Raw genomic sequence first — 15510 nt, forward strand, 5'->3', positions numbered from 1 at the left:
TCTATTTCTTTCGTGTAAGTACAGCATCGATCATCCCATACTCTTTCGCCTCTTCAGCCGTCATCCAATAGTTACGGTCGGAGTCTTGCCACACCTTTTCATAAGGAGTATGCGAATGATTGGCGATGATCGTATAGAGTTCTTTCTTGAATTTCTGTATTTCCTTGGCTTCTATTTCGATATCGGAAGCCTGTCCTTGCACGCCTCCGAGCGGCTGGTGTATCATCACGCGACTATGCGTAAGCGCATTACGCTTGCCTTCCGTGCCCGCTACAAGCAGCACTGCAGCCATAGAAGCGGCCATGCCGGTACAGATAGTTGCCACATCTGACGAAATAAACTGCATCGTATCGTAAATTCCGAGACCTGCCGTAACGCTTCCGCCCGGACTATTGATATAAATAGAAATATCCTTTCCGCTGTCTGCGCTGTCGAGATATAGCAACTGCGCCTGCAGCGTGTTGGCGGTATAGTCGTCGATCTCCGTACCGAGAAATATGATACGGTCCATCATCAGACGCGAGAAAACATCCATCTGCGTAACATTCAACTGGCGTTCCTCAAGAATATAAGGGTTCAGGTACTGTGCTTGAGACTTAATAACATCATCAAGTACCATACCATTCATGCCCAAATGTTTGGTAGCATACTTTCTAAATTCGCTGTTCATTTTATCCTTTCTATTATTAAATGTAAAAGAGGTTGTCCACCTTTCTATATACTTAATAACACAAAGTTAATAAAAAAGTCGACAACCTCTTATATAAAAAGAAGTTTTTTTCGTAAAAAACGTTATTTAAGAATGCTTCACAAAGTGTAAAACTTTGCTTTGCCTACTTATTTTCCATCATCTTGTTGAAGTCGTCCATCGAGATTTCTTTCTCGTTCAACTTCACGATTTCTTTCAACGAGGCAATAAGTTTGATATCCACGGCACGATCTACGAAACCGTCTACATTCTCGCGTTTCTTCAAGAGTTCGGTTACATAATTGTCCACATATTCATCGGGTACGTTGTTCATACCATACTGCGCGAACTGCACACGTGCCGTTTCTCTTGCTGCGTTCTTAATGTCTTTATCGTCTACCTTAATATTATGAGCGGCCACAAGCTGCTCCTTAATCAGGTGCCAAGTAAGCTGTTTGATGCTTTCGGGATAATTCTTGTCTACGAATTCCTGCCCTTTATCCTTGTTATTATTCAGCATTACGCGTTTCAGCAAGGCATCCGGATAGGTCAGTTTCCCCACCTTCTTCTCACAATAGTCGCGAACATCCTGCAAGAACTTATAATCGCTGTCGACAGTAAGCTGTGCCTTTAGCCCTTCAACTATCTTTGCACGGAATTCGGCCTCACTCTTTACAGCACCTTTACCAAATACATTGTCGAAGAGTTCCTGATCTACATCGTGCTTTTTATAATGACTGATTTCTGTTATCTGATAGCTGAAATCGCCTTCATAGTCTTTCACGTGATCGCGGTCTATCTTCAATAACGAAGCTATTTCCGTATCGTTCTCCGGATAGGCCTTGCGGGGATTGAACGTAATGATATCTCCCAACTTCGCTTCATCGAACAGTTTTTTCTGTTTATCTACCTTAATATAATTAGGCATCAATACCGCTCCTTCGACCGTGAGCCCACCTTCTTTGGTATTACCCTTTGCATCGAGTTCACGAAGATCGCCTTTCAGCATGTCGTTGTCGACGTATTTTTCGGTCTTTTCATAGCTGCCCATGCGCGATGCGAACATATCTACCTGATGGTCTATGAGCTTATCGTCTATCGTAATGTTATAGTAATCGATCTTATTCTTGCCGTTCAACTCAATATGAAATTCCGGTGCAACGGCAATATCGAATACGAATGTATAGGGTGCATCTTTCTCAAGGTCTTGCGGTTGCTGCTTTTCAGAGGGCAAAGGCTCGCCAAGCATCTGGATTTTATTATCCTGTACGTACTTATAAATCTGCTCTCCGACGAATTTATTGATAGCGTCCATCTTTACCGAGGTACCGAACTGGCGCTTGATGAGTCCCATGGGAACCTGCCCGGGACGGAAACCCGGCACGTTTGCTTTCTTGCGATAATCCTTCAATGTCTTCTCGACATTCTCTTTGTAATCGGCTTCTTCGACGGTAATGGTCATCAAACCATTCACTTTGTCGGGGTTTTCAAATGAAATCTTCATCTCTGATATCTTTGTTATATGATTTATTTATTTTTTTCGAACCGAGTTGCAAAATTACTCATAATTGGCGTAAATACCTAACATAATATGTAAAATTTTGTTTTCAACGGATATTGCAACATGCGAAAACAACACTTCCGTTTACTTCGAAAAAACAGCATGAACAGTTTATAGCAAAGGGGCGACCGACATAAAGCATATACGTAGTAGCGACAAGCAATATGCCTAAGTCTGTTACATGCACCATCTATCGCAATCAGAGGGTATATCTACCGCAGAAAAGCCATGCATGCAGCCGCAACAGTGGTTCTATTTACCCTCATCAGACTCGCGGGCACGGCGTTCTTCATCTATGAGTTGGAAATCTTTCTTGCGCAACACAAAACTGTTGCTAAGATACTTTTCGCGCACTATTTTATTGGAAGCCAGCTCGTCGGGATTACCTTGAAAGAGTATCTTTCCCTCGAACAGCAGGTATGCACGGTCGGTAATGGTCAACGTTTCCTGCACGTTATGGTCGGTAATCAGAATGCCTATATTCCGGTATTTCAGCTTCCACACTATGTGCTGTATATCTTCTACGGCGATAGGATCGACACCTGCGAACGGTTCATCGAGCATAATAAACTTCGGATCGATAGCTAAACAACGGGCAATCTCGGTTCTTCGTCGCTCTCCACCCGACAACTGATCGCCCTTGTTTTTACGTACTTTGTTCAAACGGAACTCGCCTATCAGACTTTCCAGCTTGTCTTCGCGCTCTTGCCTGTTCAGTTTGGTCATTTCAAGTACTGCCATTATGTTATCTTCTACGCTCATCTTGCGGAACACGCTGGCCTCTTGAGGCAGATAACCTATACCTGCCCGCGCACGTTTATACACGGGATAGTTGGTGATATCCGTATTATTCAGGTATATATGTCCGGCATTCGGAACAATCAAACCGGTGGTCATATAGAAAGAGGTGGTCTTTCCGGCACCGTTAGGGCCAAGCAATCCCACAATTTCTCCTTGCTTTACGTTAATCGAAACATCGTTTACAACGGTGCGCTTTCCATACTTTTTCACCAATCCTTCGGTACGGAGCACCATTCCTCCCCCCATATTACCTTCCTGCATATTACTTTTATCTTCCATATTCAGTCGTTACTTCCATTACAAAGATAGTACGAACCGAGCGTAATCAAGCTTGCTTGAAATTACCGAGGTGCAGCCTATCTTATGCAAAGGTAGTGTAAAAATGTGGAAAAGGTTGAATTGTTTAGAACTATTAAGGGTTTTTCTATGGAAAAGAAAAGGAAGACAAATAAAAGGCAAGGCACCGTTACGGTCGTTTGCTCTTATTTGTCTTCCCGATATAAATACCGAAGTTTCGTTTTATGCGCCACCTCGGTACTCGTTATTCATACATACTGTTTAGAAATTGGCTACGCCCTGCTTGTCCCACCATACGCGGGTACCGCCGATATCACCCTTAAACTTGGTACTTGTATTCTCCTGATTGAGGAGTTCTATACCCTTCTGCATCTCGGCATTGTTGGTATTGATCTCTACTGTAGAGTAGATCAAGCGGCGTATCTGCTCATCGGTATCGATGGTACCTTCGCTCTTATTCACCCTATTGGGGAACAGTTTAGGATAGCCGGTACGGCGATAATCCGCCCATGCCTCGGTAGAGAGTGGGAAGTTGGCAATCCATTTTTGAATGATGATGCGCTGCAATTTCTCTTCATTACTTGCACTATTGTCCCATTTCACGCTCACGGTATTCTGGGCACTGATGTTGTTTGCCGAATTTGCAGGATCGACATAATTCGCCTGCTTGGTTGTGCCGTTGATGTAAGCCGTAATCTGTGCGTCTGTAATAGACGTTACCGAAGAGTAAGCTTTCTTATATTTAAGCTCGTTCTGCATGGAAACTTTGATGCCTTCTTCGTAAAGATCTTTGGCTGTTCCGCCCATACTCCAGCCACGCAATGCCCCTTCAGCACGCAAGAAGTAGGCCTCTGCCACTTTCATAACAGGCAACGGAGTGGCATAAGAGCACACAACGCCGGAATAATTTGTCCACGCATTGGGCTTATTAGGCAATTCACAACCGCCGCGTATACCCAGATATTGAGCGCCTTTTGCCACAACTGTTGCTCCATTTACCTGCACATCGCCGGTATTCTTGGTCATATAAAGACCGATACGCGGATCGTTGAAGCCTTCCATAATGGTAACCAAATTGGCATTCATGCCGCAATCGCCCCACTCGAACATGCGGGTGAGCTCGTTACTGATGCCATGGTCGATCAGGATATCACGGTCTGCCGATGTCAATACACCGCCCTGAACAGCCTCTTCGGCCTTCTGTTTAGCCAAGGTTGGATTGGCCTTTACGATGCGCATGGCATAACGCAGTTTGAACTGGTTGGCCACTTTTATCCACAAAGTCTTATCGCCATTGCACCAATAATCGAATGCCTGCATCTGTTCTGCCGTAGACGTACCGCTCTTGAAACCGGCTATCGCATCGTCTAAGAGCTTGAAAATGGAGTTGTAGATGTCTTCCTGCTTGTCGTAGGCAAACGATACACCGTTGCTTTCTATTACAGAACTGTAGGCTATAGGGCCGTAAGCGTCCGTCGCACATGCGGTTGCATAAGCCTGAACCACACGCATTACGGCCGCGAAATCGGCAATGCCCCTCTCGTCGCAGGCCTTGATAAGGCGGCTGGTATTATTGAATAGGTGCAGATAATAGTTCTCGTACATCCCCCCACAGAAACCTCTGTTCAACTTATAGTCTGCGTTTCCGTTGCCTCCGAAGTTATGGGGAGTCATGAAATAACCACCGAAAAGGTCGATACTCAGGTTGGTCCAGAACTGAAACATGTTCTGGTGAGGAGCATAGACATAAGTCATGGGCTCGATAAACTGAGCTGCAAACGGCATATTGTTCGGATCTACCTCGTATTTATTGGTATTCAACGTCTCGAAGTTATCCGTACAACCGGTCAGTGCTGTACCGCTCATCGCCATCAAAGCGGCAGCCGACGCATAGGATATTATTTTCTTGATATTCATAGGATCATCAAATTTTAGAAGTTAAGCTTTAAGTTAAGACCGATACTGCGCGAAGACGGCAATGTAAACATGTCTACACCCTGCCATCCGTTGCCCGTACCAAGAGATACATCCGGATCCATCGGCGCGTCTTTATAGAAGAAGAATAGGTTACGTGCGATAAGCGAAGCGGTGAGATTCTTGCCGAATCCGAAGAGATTGCGGAATGTATATCCGAGAGAAAGCTCGCGCATACGAACGTTGGTTGCCTTGTATATATACATTTCGTTGGCATACTGCGAGTTGAAGTTGGTGGCTCCGACAGTCTGATAGAACTTCTGCGGATCGAATGTCGTACCGTCCAAGTTCACACTTCCGGCATCGCGAGCCGCGCCGGAACGTTCGGATACGCCCCATCCATCGAGAGTTGCCTCTGTCATAGAGAGCACCTTGCCACCGAACTTACCGTCGATAAGGAACGATAATGCAAAGTCTTTGTAGGTTAAAGTATTGCTCCAGCCCATGTTTACCTTAGCAATCATGTTACCAACATACTTCAGATCGGCGAGATTATCGCCACCTAAGACCGGTGCACCGTTATCCACGATGGGCTTTCCGTTGCTGTCACGCTTGATCTGACGTACATATAGGTCGCCATACTGTCCGCCCTTTTTCAGGATAAACTTAGCTCCACCGTAGTCGGCAAGCGTAAGTCCGTCGTTCAATCCTTCAACCAAATCCTTGATTTTGTTCTTGTTGTAAGCGAAGTTGTATCTTGTTGTCCAAGCAAAATCGTTGCTGAACTGCTGATGCCATGAAAGACTGAACTCAACACCTTGGTTCTCTACGTTACCCGCATTGACATAACGCCGACGTAGACCTGTCTCCCAAGGAGCCTCGATGTCGAAGAACTGGTTCTTGGTGTTAGTCTTATAGTAAGTAATGTTAGCCTCTAAGCGGTTATCAAAGAACATACCTTCAATACCGAGCTCAAGAGAATGCGTCTTCTCCGGCTTCAGTGTGCGGAACGGAGCCTTGTCAGGAGGCGTTAAAGAGCCACCGTCTTTCAACGTATATCTAAGGTTACTCATGAACACAGGCACATCGTTACCCACGATAGAGTAAGAAGCGCGGAGTTTCAACATATTCACTTCCTGGCCCAAATTGATAAACTTATCGAGCAAGATACTTGTTCCGAACGATGGATAGAAGAACGACACGCTCTCTGTAAATGCCAAAGAAGACGACCAGTCGTTACGTGCAGTCACGTCAAAGAACAATCCGTCTTTGTAACCGAACTGTGCCGTAGCAAATATAGAGTTCAAACGTTTGTCTTTACGAGAGAATGTTGTCGACAAACGATAGTAGTTCGCCGGCGAGAAGATATTGGGATAGTAGGCATTACCGGATGGTTTTCCGTCTATAACCTCGTATTTTGAGTCGCCCCATCCTATAACTTCGTTACCTTCGCCCTTAGTTTTGGTGAAGCTGGCTCCGGCCGTTACCGAGAATGCATACAAATCTTCCCACGTATGATTGTAAGAAGCAAGCAAATCGCCATAGAACTGTTCGCTGAAAATACGACTGTCTTTCATCGTACCCAAGAGGTTTCTACCGCCGGTACTCGATGCATACTCGTTATACACCCAGTGTTCGTCGCCGCGTTCATAACGCAGGCGGCCGGTAACAGAAAGCCCGTCCATGATATCATATCTGATGCTTCCACCGAAATCATAACGGTCACGATCTGAAATCGGAACTTGCCTGTTGACCATCCAATATGGGTTAGAGAACTGCTCCTGTTTTACGTTTGTCCAACGTTGAATGTTGGTATTCAGCGACGAATCGTAACCTTCGAAGTTGCTCTTGTAGTCATCCCAGTTCTCTCCACGGGGGAAGAGATAAGCACCGGTAAGCGGGTTATTGATGAAACCCGATGCTGCTTGGTTCTTTACATGTTGCTTGTTGTAGCCTGCACTTACGTCTATATGCACGCGTTCGAGCACATTGAAGCCCACCTTAGCCAACAGGTTATGGCTCTTATAATTATTCTCCGGCATAATACCGTTAGACATCACATTGGCATAAGAGAAATAAGAAGAGATCTTATCGTTACCGCCTGCTACCGATATAGAGTTGTTTGTAGTGAAACCGGTACGGAAGAATTTCTTGGCATAATTAGGAGCCGAGCTGCTTAACTTGCTGCCCCAGCTGAAAGTACCACTGTCGCTAACACCGTAATTCGACTGGAATTTAGGTAACGTAAGGGCACTCTCGGCGGTGGTGTTGCTCGATACGTTGATGGCAACCTTACCGGATTGCGCCGATTTAGTGGTAATCATGATGGCACCGTTGGCTGCCACGGCGCCATAGAGAGCCGCTGCAGAAGCACCTTTCAGAAGGGTTATCTGTGCAATATCGTCGGGATTGATGGCCGAGAGGGCATCTCCGCCGTCGCGCTGTCCGCCATAATTGCTGTTTACCTGATTGTCGGAGATATTCATCATCAAAGGCACACCGTCTACAACTACCAAGGGTTGATTGCTTCCGCTGATAGACTTGCTGCCACGGAACAATATCTTAGATGCACCGCCTGCACCGGTAGAGTTGGGTGTAATGCTCAAACCGGCACTCTTACCCTGCAGAGAGTTAATCATATTGATATTCTTGATCTCGTTTACATCTTTGCCCCCTACGGTTTGGGCAGAATAAGCAAGCGACTTAGATTCGCGTTTGATACCCATAGCCGTTACCACAACCTCGCTAAGAAGTTCGGAGTCATCTTTCAGCACAAAGTTAATAGCCTTACCGTTCCACACAGCCTCTGCCGATTTGAAGCCAATAAACGATACCTGAATTACATCGCCGTTTTTAACGCCGGACAGAGAGAAGTTTCCTTCCGTATTCGACGTGGTACCGCGCTGCGTGCCTTTAACGACCACAGACACGCCGGCCAAAGGTTCTCCGTGGCTATCTGTAACCACACCTTTACAAACATTGTTCTCCTGCGTGGCCTGCATATTAACTGCAGAAGTGCCCGCAGCGAGCGCCGGACATGCAGAAAATGCCGAGAAAGCCAGCATAAAACTTACAATTCTCAATGGTTTATACATAAGCTAACTAATTAATTATGTGTACAACTTTTAATAGATATTATTTGTTCTCTGTTATATTCATACAACTAAGAAAAGGGCATGTTTCAAGCCTTGAAGCATTCTATAGGAAGTTCAGATACTGTTTGTTTTAGTTAGATCGCCAAGATACTTAATACATTTGCACCCTCGGTTTTTAGTAATACGCAAAGGTAAACATTTTTTTGATTACGTTTCAAGAAAAAAACAAAATAACATATTTTCATCACCGACTTTAAATTTATTAACTACCCGAGGTTTTAAATTTACATTCATTTACATTTTATTCATACTACACACAGCAAATAATGGCAATAGGCATACCCTTCAGGCCCGATAAACCGCATGCTTATCAACGATAGGAACACTATCTATCGCCAGCAAATACTGCCCGTATCAGCCTCAAAAACTCCGATAACGAAACTCAACAAAACATAATATCACCCGCAAAAGCATAAAAAACTTCTATCTTTATAGCAGTTTTTGCACTTTTTTGGTTACTTTTGCATGCAACAACAGCTATCTGTAGGCATGCTTATTATCAAACTTACTTATCGATATCTCACCACTTTCGGGCGCTACCTCATCCTTATGGGGCGGTCGTTCAGCCGTCCGGAGCGCATGAGGATGTTTTTCAAGCAATACGTTAAGGAGATGTCGCAACTCGGTATCGACTCTATAGGCATCGTGCTGCTTATCTCTTTCTTCATCGGGGCGGTAATCTGCATACAGATGAAACTGAACATACAGAGTCCGTGGATGCCGCGTTGGGTATCCGGATATACCACTCGCGAGATCATGTTGCTCGAGTTTTCATCGTCGATCATGTGTCTTATCCTCGCCGGAAAGGTAGGATCGAACATCGCTTCGGAGCTCGGAACGATGCGAGTTACCCAACAGATCGACGCTTTGGATATCATGGGAGTGAACTCGGCAAGCTATCTGATACTGCCGAAGATCATGGGCTTGGTCACCATTATGCCGTTCCTCGTCATCTTCAGCTCGCTTACAGGTATCCTCGGCGCCTACGGTACGGCCTACATCGGGCACATACTAACGCCCGAAGACCTTACTCTCGGACTGCAACATTCGTTCAATCCGTGGTTCGTATGGATGAGTATCATCAAGAGTTTGTTCTTTGCGTTCATCATTGCCAGTGTGTCTTCGTACTTCGGCTACAGCGTAGAGGGCGGCTCGGTGGAGGTAGGAAAGGCGTCGACAGATGCAGTTGTGAGCAGCAGCGTGCTCATCCTTTTTTCCGATGTGTTCCTCACACAGTTGCTCTCTTAACTCTTTTATCATGATAGAAGTAAAGAATTTAACCAAATCTTTCGAAGACAAGACGGTGTTGCAAGACATCAATGCACGCTTCGACGATGGGAAGACGAACCTTATCATCGGTCAGAGCGGCTCGGGAAAGACCGTTCTGATGAAAAATCTCGTGGGACTTCTCGAGCCTACAAGCGGCGAAGTGCTCTACGACGGGCGCGACTTTGTGGGCATGAGCAAGAAAGATAAGGTGAGGATGCGGCGCGAAATGGGCATGATTTTTCAAAGTGCAGCGCTGTTCGATTCCCTTTCAGTGCTCGAAAATGTTATGTTTCCCCTCGATATGTTCTCTGCCATGAACTATCGCGAGCGCGTGAAACGGGCGCAAGACTGCCTTGCCCGCGTTAATCTGACCGATGCCCAAGACAAATACCCGGGCGAAATATCGGGCGGAATGCAAAAGCGTGTGGCCATAGCCCGTGCAATTGTGCTCAATCCGAAGTATCTCTTCTGCGACGAACCCAACTCCGGACTCGATCCGAAGACGTCGCTCGTCATCGACGAACTGCTCTCGGGCATCACTCATGAATTCAACATAACGACTATCATCAATACCCACGACATGAATTCGGTAATGGGTATCGGCGAGAACATCATATTTATATACAAGGGAAAAAAGGAATGGCAAGGCACTAAAGACGACATCATCAACTCGACTAATAAGCGTCTGAACGACCTTGTCTTTGCTTCCGATTTATTCAAAAAGGTAAAAGAGGTGGAACAAGAGGAAGGAAATCTGTGAATTTACGGATTGCTTTCGGAACCTGACCGGCCACATATTGTACGAAATCCGCACTGCTCGCCACGGATGTCTTTATCTTAAATACCAAACGCCTTTATGCTCTACCATCGGTACCAGCACTTCTTCGTTGGTACTGTCGCCATATGTAAACAACATAAATACGCTGGCTACGTGAAGTGCCGTATCGGCCTCGGCACGCACAATGCGTACTTCTTTCAGGCCCCGGCGTTCGGTCTGTTGCTGGCCGACAAACATCTTAGCATTAGTAATAAGCTGCTCCCGATAGCTTCGGGGGATGCTGTCTTGCCGATAATGCCCGTCTACGAAAGCAGCATAATCGCCTTTCAGCAAATATTCATAATACACCTTGGCAGCCTGTGCGGCCACATCATTGGGAGAAAGTTCCGCAGAACAAGCTGCCAGCAGGCCCGCTAACACAAGATATAACAGTTTCTTCATTGCTTGTAAATATAAAAAATCCCGACAGATATGCACGGTCTGTCGGGACCGGATATCGCATAAATGTTACTTCTGACGGATAAACACGTTGATCGGACAGCCGTGCATCGACCAGTTTTCGCGTATCTTGTTTTCCAAAAACCGGCGATACGGCTCCTTTACATACTGCGGCAGATTGGCATAAAACACAAAAGACGGTATCTGTGTGTTGGGCAACTGTGTGCAGTATTTTATCTTGATATACTTGCCTTTGATAGAAGGTGGCGGCGTTGCTTCGATAATCGGCAGCATTACCTCGTTGAGTTTAGAGGTTCCCACATGGGCCTTACGGTTAAGATATACCTGCTTTGCCGTTTCAAGAACCTTAAAGATGCGCTGCTTGGTGAGCGCCGAAGCGAAGATAATGGGGAAGTCTACGAACGGTGCCATGCGCTCTCGAATGGCATTTTCGAACGTTTTAATAACGTTCTGATCTTTGTTTTCTACCAGATCCCACTTGTTTACCACGACCACAAGCGACTTGTTATTCTTTTGTATCAGCTGGAAAATATTCATATCCTGCGCCTCTATGCCTCGCGTTGCATCGATCATCAGAATACAAACATCGCTGTTTTCGATGGAACGTATGCTCCGCATCACGCTGTAGAACTCCAAGTCTTCGGTTACTTTGTTCTTCCTACGGATGCCGGCCGTATCGACCAAATAGAAATCGAAGCCGAACTTATCGAAACGAGTGTAGATGCTGTCGCGTGTAGTACCGGCAATTTCGGTCACGATATTACGGTCTTCGCCGATGAAGGCATTGATGATGCTCGACTTACCGACATTAGGCCGCCCCACTACAGCGAAGCGGGGAATGTCGTCTTGCACGTCGTCGAAGTCATCGGTCTTCAGCTTTGTAATGAGCAGGTCGAGCAAATCGCCCGTTCCTCCGCCCGTTGCAGCGCTGACACAGATAGGATCGCCAAGCCCCAAACGGTAGAAGTCGGCGGCCTGATAGTAGTCGGAACTGTTGTCTACCTTGTTGGCTACGAGGAGCACCGGCAGCTTCGAGCGGCGCAATATCTGCCCCACGTCCTCATCCCAGTCGGTAACTCCCGTCATCGTATCTACAAGGAAGATCACGATATCCGCCTCTTCGGTTGCCACAAGTACCTGACGTCGGATGGCATCTTCGAATATATCGTCGGAATTAACTACCCATCCGCCGGTATCGACAACGGAAAACTCCCGCCCGTTCCAGTTGCATTTGCCGTATTGGCGGTCGCGTGTAGTACCGGCAGTATCGCTGACAATCGCCTTTCGGGATTGCGTCAGTCTGTTGAATAAGGTGGATTTACCCACGTTGGGGCGCCCCACTATCGCTACTAAATTTGCCATAAACTTTCCCCAACTCCTCTCAAAAAGGAGAGTGCCCCGCGAGGGTACGCATTCTATAGGCACGTTTGAAACCTGTTCATGCACGGCTCTCGGATGCCAAGCATCCCGATACGTACAGATTACACAGGCTCCCTATTAGTAATACATCTATTGTGTAAGCCCCTTAGGGCACATATCTATCGGCAACAGGCACAAGCTGTTACACGAGTATTCAAACCCTTTAATTACATAAGAGGCATCCTCTTATCCGTAAGGAGACGGCCTTTTCACTGTAAGGAGACGGCCTTTTTACCGTAAAGAGACGGCCTTTTTACCGTAAAGAGATGGCCTTTTTAGCGTAAAGAGACGGTCTTTTTAGCGTAAAGAGATGGCCTTTTATGCGGCTGCCTTTATCTTTTTACTTTTTTACCCTTTTACCTTTACTCCGGATTATATCCGAAGTTGCTCAGTTCTTTCTGCGAACTGCGCCAGTCTTTATCCACTTTTACGAAAGTTTCTAAGTACACCGGTTTGCCGAAGAAACGCTCCAAAGCCCTGCGAGCCTCGGTACTTACTTTTTTCAATGCCACGCCCTGATGCCCGATGATGATGCCTTTCTGACTGTTTCGCTCCACATAAATCACGGCATTGATATGGATGTGTTTCCTGTCTTCCTTGAAACTCTCTACCACAACTTCCACGGAATAGGGTATTTCCTTATCATAATAAAGCAGAATTTTCTCGCGGATAATCTCGCTGACAAAGAATTTGGCAGGCTTATCCGTAAGCTGTTCCTTATCGAAATAGGGCGGAGATTCGGGCAACAGCTCCTTGATACGCTTCAAAAGCATATCCGTACCGAACTTATTTTGTGCGGATATGGGCAGTATCTCGGCATTCGGAAGCAGTTGGTGCCACTTCTCAACGATGTTTCCCAATGTTTTCTGGTCGGTTTGGTCTATCTTATTGATGAGCAACAACACGGGAATGGTCATCTTCTTTACCTTGTCGAGGAACTCTATGTTCTTCTCCGGAGCCTCCACAACATCGGTTACATAAAGCAAAACATCGGCATCTGTCAGCGCCGACTCCGAGAAAGCGAGCATCGACTCCTGCAATTTATAATTGGGTTTCAGCACACCGGGCGTATCCGAAAACACGATCTGTGCATCATCGGTATTTACGATGCCCATGATACGGTGGCGCGTTGTCTGCGCTTTGAACGTGGCAATGCTGATCTTTTCGCCTACAAGTTGGTTCATAAGCGTACTCTTTCCCACATTCGGGTTGCCTACTATATTCACAAATCCGGCCTTATGCATAGCGATATTTGTTGCTTTTATAATAAAAAAACGCATTCTTTTCTAAGGAAGGATGCGTTTATTCGTTGCGATATTGTAAGAGCTTTAACCCTTTGCCGCTGCAGTCGCTCCGTCGTAGGCCCATCGATAATACGACGCGCCATGCACGAATCCGGCCCCAAAAGCGGTAAAAATAACGTTATCTCCCTTCTTTAATTTGCTTTCATAATCCCAAAGAGCCAACGGTATAGTAGCCGCACTGGTGTTACCATAGTGCTCTATATTCACGGCAACTTTATCCAGTGGTATCTCTGCACGCTTGGTCACGGCCTCGATAATGCGGAGGTTAGCCTCGTGAGGCACCACCCAATTCACGTCTTCTGCCGTAAGTTTGTTGCGCTTGAGCACTTCTATCACATCGTTGCTCATATCCGTTACGGCATACCGGAACACCGTTCGCCCTTCTTGATAGAGGTAATGAAGCCGGTGATCTACCGTGAAATGCGATGCCGGACATACGCTTCCGCCTGCTTTCATGTGCAGGTAAGGGAGCCCTTTTCCATCGGTTCTGAAGTAATAATCCTGCAAACCGTAGTCTTCTTCCGTACCTTCAACGAGCACAGCTCCGGCACCATCGCCGAACAGAACGCATGTCTGACGGTCCTGATAGTCGACCAACGACGACATTTTGTCCGCTCCGATCACGATAATCTTCTTGCATCTGCCGCTTTCAATCATCGAAGCAGCCACTCCCAACGTATACATGAAACCGCAACAAGCAGCTTCGAAGTCGAATGCGAACGCATTCTTTAATCCTAATTTGCCCAATACGATCGACGCAGTGGACGGGAATTTGTAGTCGGGTGTGGTCGTTGTAACGATCAAAGCATCTATGGTATCTGGATCAACACCGGTCTTCTGTATCAGCTGTTTGGCAGCTTTACGAGCCAGATAACTGGTACCCAGCCCCTCTTCGGTAAGTATACGACGCTCCTTGATACCCACTCGCGTCATGATCCACTCATCACTCGTATCGACCATTCGCGACAACTCCTCGTTCGTAAGGATATAATCGGGAACGTAACCTCCGATACCTGTGATGACTGCTTTTACCTTGCCCATTATTCAGCTACTTCCTTAACAACAGCTACCTTGCCTCTGTAATACCCGCAGGTGGGGCAAACGGTGTGGTAAACATAGTAAGCACCGCAATTAGGACATAGTGCCAGCGTAGGAGCTACTGCTTTATCATGGGTTCTTCTCTTGAGTGTACGAGACTTCGACTGTCTTCTTTTAGGATGTGCCATTTTGTTCTATTTTTTAATCTTTAATCTTTAATTTCTTCAATTCTGCCCAACGAGGATCCATAGACGTATGTTCTTCTTCGGCCTCACCGCCTTGTGCGGCCGAATGTTTATTAAGCAATTCGACCATAGCAGGATTGCATTTACCGGCCGCATGCACATGCCGGATGGGAAGAGCAAGCTCTATAAACTCGTAAATGAACCACGCCACGTCAATTGTTCCATCGTTCTCGTCTACCGTTATGAGGTCATCGTCTTCCGAATATTCTGCACCTAATCGGGCCGCCAAGCGGTTATCCGCGTCGATTACCACTTCCATATCGTCCAAACACAGGTCGCACGGAACGTGTACACTGCCCTCCGTATGGAAATCGAGTTCAAAGACATCGGCCGTTCTGCGTACAGACAGCTTCACGATGAGCCTGCCTCGACGCACGTGGGGAGCATCTATAGCCTTAAAGAAATCATCATCAAGGTTGTACCGGAACTGCGTTTTGCCCTCCTGCAAGCCTTTCAAATCAATCTTAAAGGTATCTAAACTACACATTTGGGTTGCAAAGTTACTAATATTTTCCGATAAATGAAAAAAAATAGGATTTATTTTATCTGCCCCTATATATAATAAGGTGTAAACCGAGAAGC

The 15510-nt window shown here is 46.2% G+C and carries 13 protein-coding genes; 2 read left to right on the forward strand and 11 right to left on the reverse strand.

Features of this window, described 5'->3' with window-relative positions; genetic code table 11:
* Window position 1 precedes the first annotated feature (1 nt).
* The 5 genes from clpP to BN3912_RS01455 form a co-directional block, all read right to left on the reverse strand.
* Complete coding sequence (gene clpP / locus BN3912_RS01435; RefSeq protein WP_023983829.1) at window positions 2-670, reverse strand: ATP-dependent Clp endopeptidase proteolytic subunit ClpP; 669 nt, start codon at window positions 668-670, stop codon at window positions 2-4.
* A gap of 163 nt (window positions 671-833) precedes the next feature.
* Complete coding sequence (gene tig, locus BN3912_RS01440; RefSeq protein ID WP_023983830.1) at window positions 834-2192, reverse strand: trigger factor; 1359 nt, start codon at window positions 2190-2192, stop codon at window positions 834-836.
* 309 nt (window positions 2193-2501) lie between these two features.
* On the reverse strand, window positions 2502-3329 hold the full coding sequence (lptB, locus tag BN3912_RS01445) for an LPS export ABC transporter ATP-binding protein (protein WP_036859297.1): 828 nt from the start codon (window positions 3327-3329) through the stop codon (window positions 2502-2504).
* A gap of 279 nt (window positions 3330-3608) precedes the next feature.
* Complete coding sequence (locus BN3912_RS01450) at window positions 3609-5264, reverse strand: SusD/RagB family nutrient-binding outer membrane lipoprotein (RefSeq protein ID WP_023983832.1); 1656 nt, start codon at window positions 5262-5264, stop codon at window positions 3609-3611.
* 14 nt (window positions 5265-5278) lie between these two features.
* Window positions 5279-8356, reverse strand: a complete 3078-nt coding sequence (locus BN3912_RS01455; RefSeq protein WP_023983833.1) for a SusC/RagA family TonB-linked outer membrane protein — start codon at window positions 8354-8356, stop codon at window positions 5279-5281.
* A 549-nt stretch (window positions 8357-8905) separates the two neighbouring features.
* Between BN3912_RS01455 and BN3912_RS01460 the strand changes: the two genes are divergently transcribed.
* Together BN3912_RS01460 and BN3912_RS01465 are read left to right on the forward strand one after the other, a co-directional pair.
* Window positions 8906-9664 carry an MlaE family ABC transporter permease gene (locus BN3912_RS01460; RefSeq protein ID WP_016665350.1) on the forward strand — a complete coding sequence of 253 codons (759 nt, stop codon included), beginning with the start codon at window positions 8906-8908 and terminating at the stop codon, window positions 9662-9664.
* Window positions 9665-9674: 10 nt separating this feature from the next.
* Entirely contained in the window at window positions 9675-10445 is a 771-nt protein-coding gene (locus tag BN3912_RS01465) for an ABC transporter ATP-binding protein (RefSeq protein ID WP_023983834.1), read from the forward strand.
* Between the two features lie 72 nt (window positions 10446-10517).
* On the opposite strand, the gene BN3912_RS01470 is transcribed toward BN3912_RS01465, so the two are convergent.
* From BN3912_RS01470 to BN3912_RS01490, 6 genes are all read right to left on the reverse strand, one after another.
* Window positions 10518-10904: a hypothetical protein gene (locus BN3912_RS01470; protein WP_023983835.1), complete on the reverse strand. Its 387-nt coding sequence runs from the start codon at window positions 10902-10904 to the stop codon at window positions 10518-10520.
* 66 nt (window positions 10905-10970) lie between these two features.
* Window positions 10971-12284 carry a ribosome biogenesis GTPase Der gene (der, locus tag BN3912_RS01475; RefSeq protein ID WP_064972249.1) on the reverse strand — a complete coding sequence of 438 codons (1314 nt, stop codon included), beginning with the start codon at window positions 12282-12284 and terminating at the stop codon, window positions 10971-10973.
* A 419-nt stretch (window positions 12285-12703) separates the two neighbouring features.
* On the reverse strand, window positions 12704-13585 hold the full coding sequence (gene era, locus BN3912_RS01480) for a GTPase Era (protein ID WP_023983837.1): 882 nt from the start codon (window positions 13583-13585) through the stop codon (window positions 12704-12706).
* Between the two features lie 84 nt (window positions 13586-13669).
* Window positions 13670-14686, reverse strand: a complete 1017-nt coding sequence (locus BN3912_RS01485) for a beta-ketoacyl-ACP synthase III (protein ID WP_004368728.1) — start codon at window positions 14684-14686, stop codon at window positions 13670-13672.
* Window positions 14686-14871, reverse strand: coding sequence for a 50S ribosomal protein L32 (rpmF, locus tag BN3912_RS11835; RefSeq protein WP_016665353.1), 186 nt, complete (start codon window positions 14869-14871; stop codon window positions 14686-14688). Before rpmF ends, BN3912_RS01485 begins: the two co-directional genes overlap by 1 nt.
* A 13-nt stretch (window positions 14872-14884) precedes the next feature.
* Entirely contained in the window at window positions 14885-15415 is a 531-nt protein-coding gene (locus BN3912_RS01490) for a YceD family protein (protein ID WP_023983838.1), read from the reverse strand.
* Between the last annotated feature and the right edge of the window lie 95 nt (window positions 15416-15510).

It is taken from the genome of Prevotella phocaeensis (genome assembly GCF_900065875.1).
GTDB lineage: Bacteria > Bacteroidota > Bacteroidia > Bacteroidales > Bacteroidaceae > Prevotella > Prevotella phocaeensis.

What these genes read in the sequence shown, in the direction of transcription:
- clpP (WP_023983829.1), bottom strand. Translation starts at nt 670, where the DNA reads ATGAACAGCGAATTTAGAAAGTATGCTACCAAACATTTGGGCATGAAT.
- tig (WP_023983830.1), bottom strand. Translation starts at nt 2,192, where the DNA reads ATGAAGATTTCATTTGAAAACCCCGACAAAGTGAATGGTTTGATGACC.
- lptB (WP_036859297.1), bottom strand. Translation starts at nt 3,329, where the DNA reads ATGGAAGATAAAAGTAATATGCAGGAAGGTAATATGGGGGGAGGAATG.
- BN3912_RS01450 (WP_023983832.1), bottom strand. Translation starts at nt 5,264, where the DNA reads ATGAATATCAAGAAAATAATATCCTATGCGTCGGCTGCCGCTTTGATG.
- BN3912_RS01455 (WP_023983833.1), bottom strand. Translation starts at nt 8,356, where the DNA reads ATGTATAAACCATTGAGAATTGTAAGTTTTATGCTGGCTTTCTCGGCA.
- BN3912_RS01460 (WP_016665350.1), top strand. Translation starts at nt 8,906, where the DNA reads ATGCTTATTATCAAACTTACTTATCGATATCTCACCACTTTCGGGCGC.
- BN3912_RS01465 (WP_023983834.1), top strand. Translation starts at nt 9,675, where the DNA reads ATGATAGAAGTAAAGAATTTAACCAAATCTTTCGAAGACAAGACGGTG.
- BN3912_RS01470 (WP_023983835.1), bottom strand. Translation starts at nt 10,904, where the DNA reads ATGAAGAAACTGTTATATCTTGTGTTAGCGGGCCTGCTGGCAGCTTGT.
- der (WP_064972249.1), bottom strand. Translation starts at nt 12,284, where the DNA reads ATGGCAAATTTAGTAGCGATAGTGGGGCGCCCCAACGTGGGTAAATCC.
- era (WP_023983837.1), bottom strand. Translation starts at nt 13,585, where the DNA reads ATGCATAAGGCCGGATTTGTGAATATAGTAGGCAACCCGAATGTGGGA.
- BN3912_RS01485 (WP_004368728.1), bottom strand. Translation starts at nt 14,686, where the DNA reads ATGGGCAAGGTAAAAGCAGTCATCACAGGTATCGGAGGTTACGTTCCC.
- rpmF (WP_016665353.1), bottom strand. Translation starts at nt 14,871, where the DNA reads ATGGCACATCCTAAAAGAAGACAGTCGAAGTCTCGTACACTCAAGAGA.
- BN3912_RS01490 (WP_023983838.1), bottom strand. Translation starts at nt 15,415, where the DNA reads ATGTGTAGTTTAGATACCTTTAAGATTGATTTGAAAGGCTTGCAGGAG.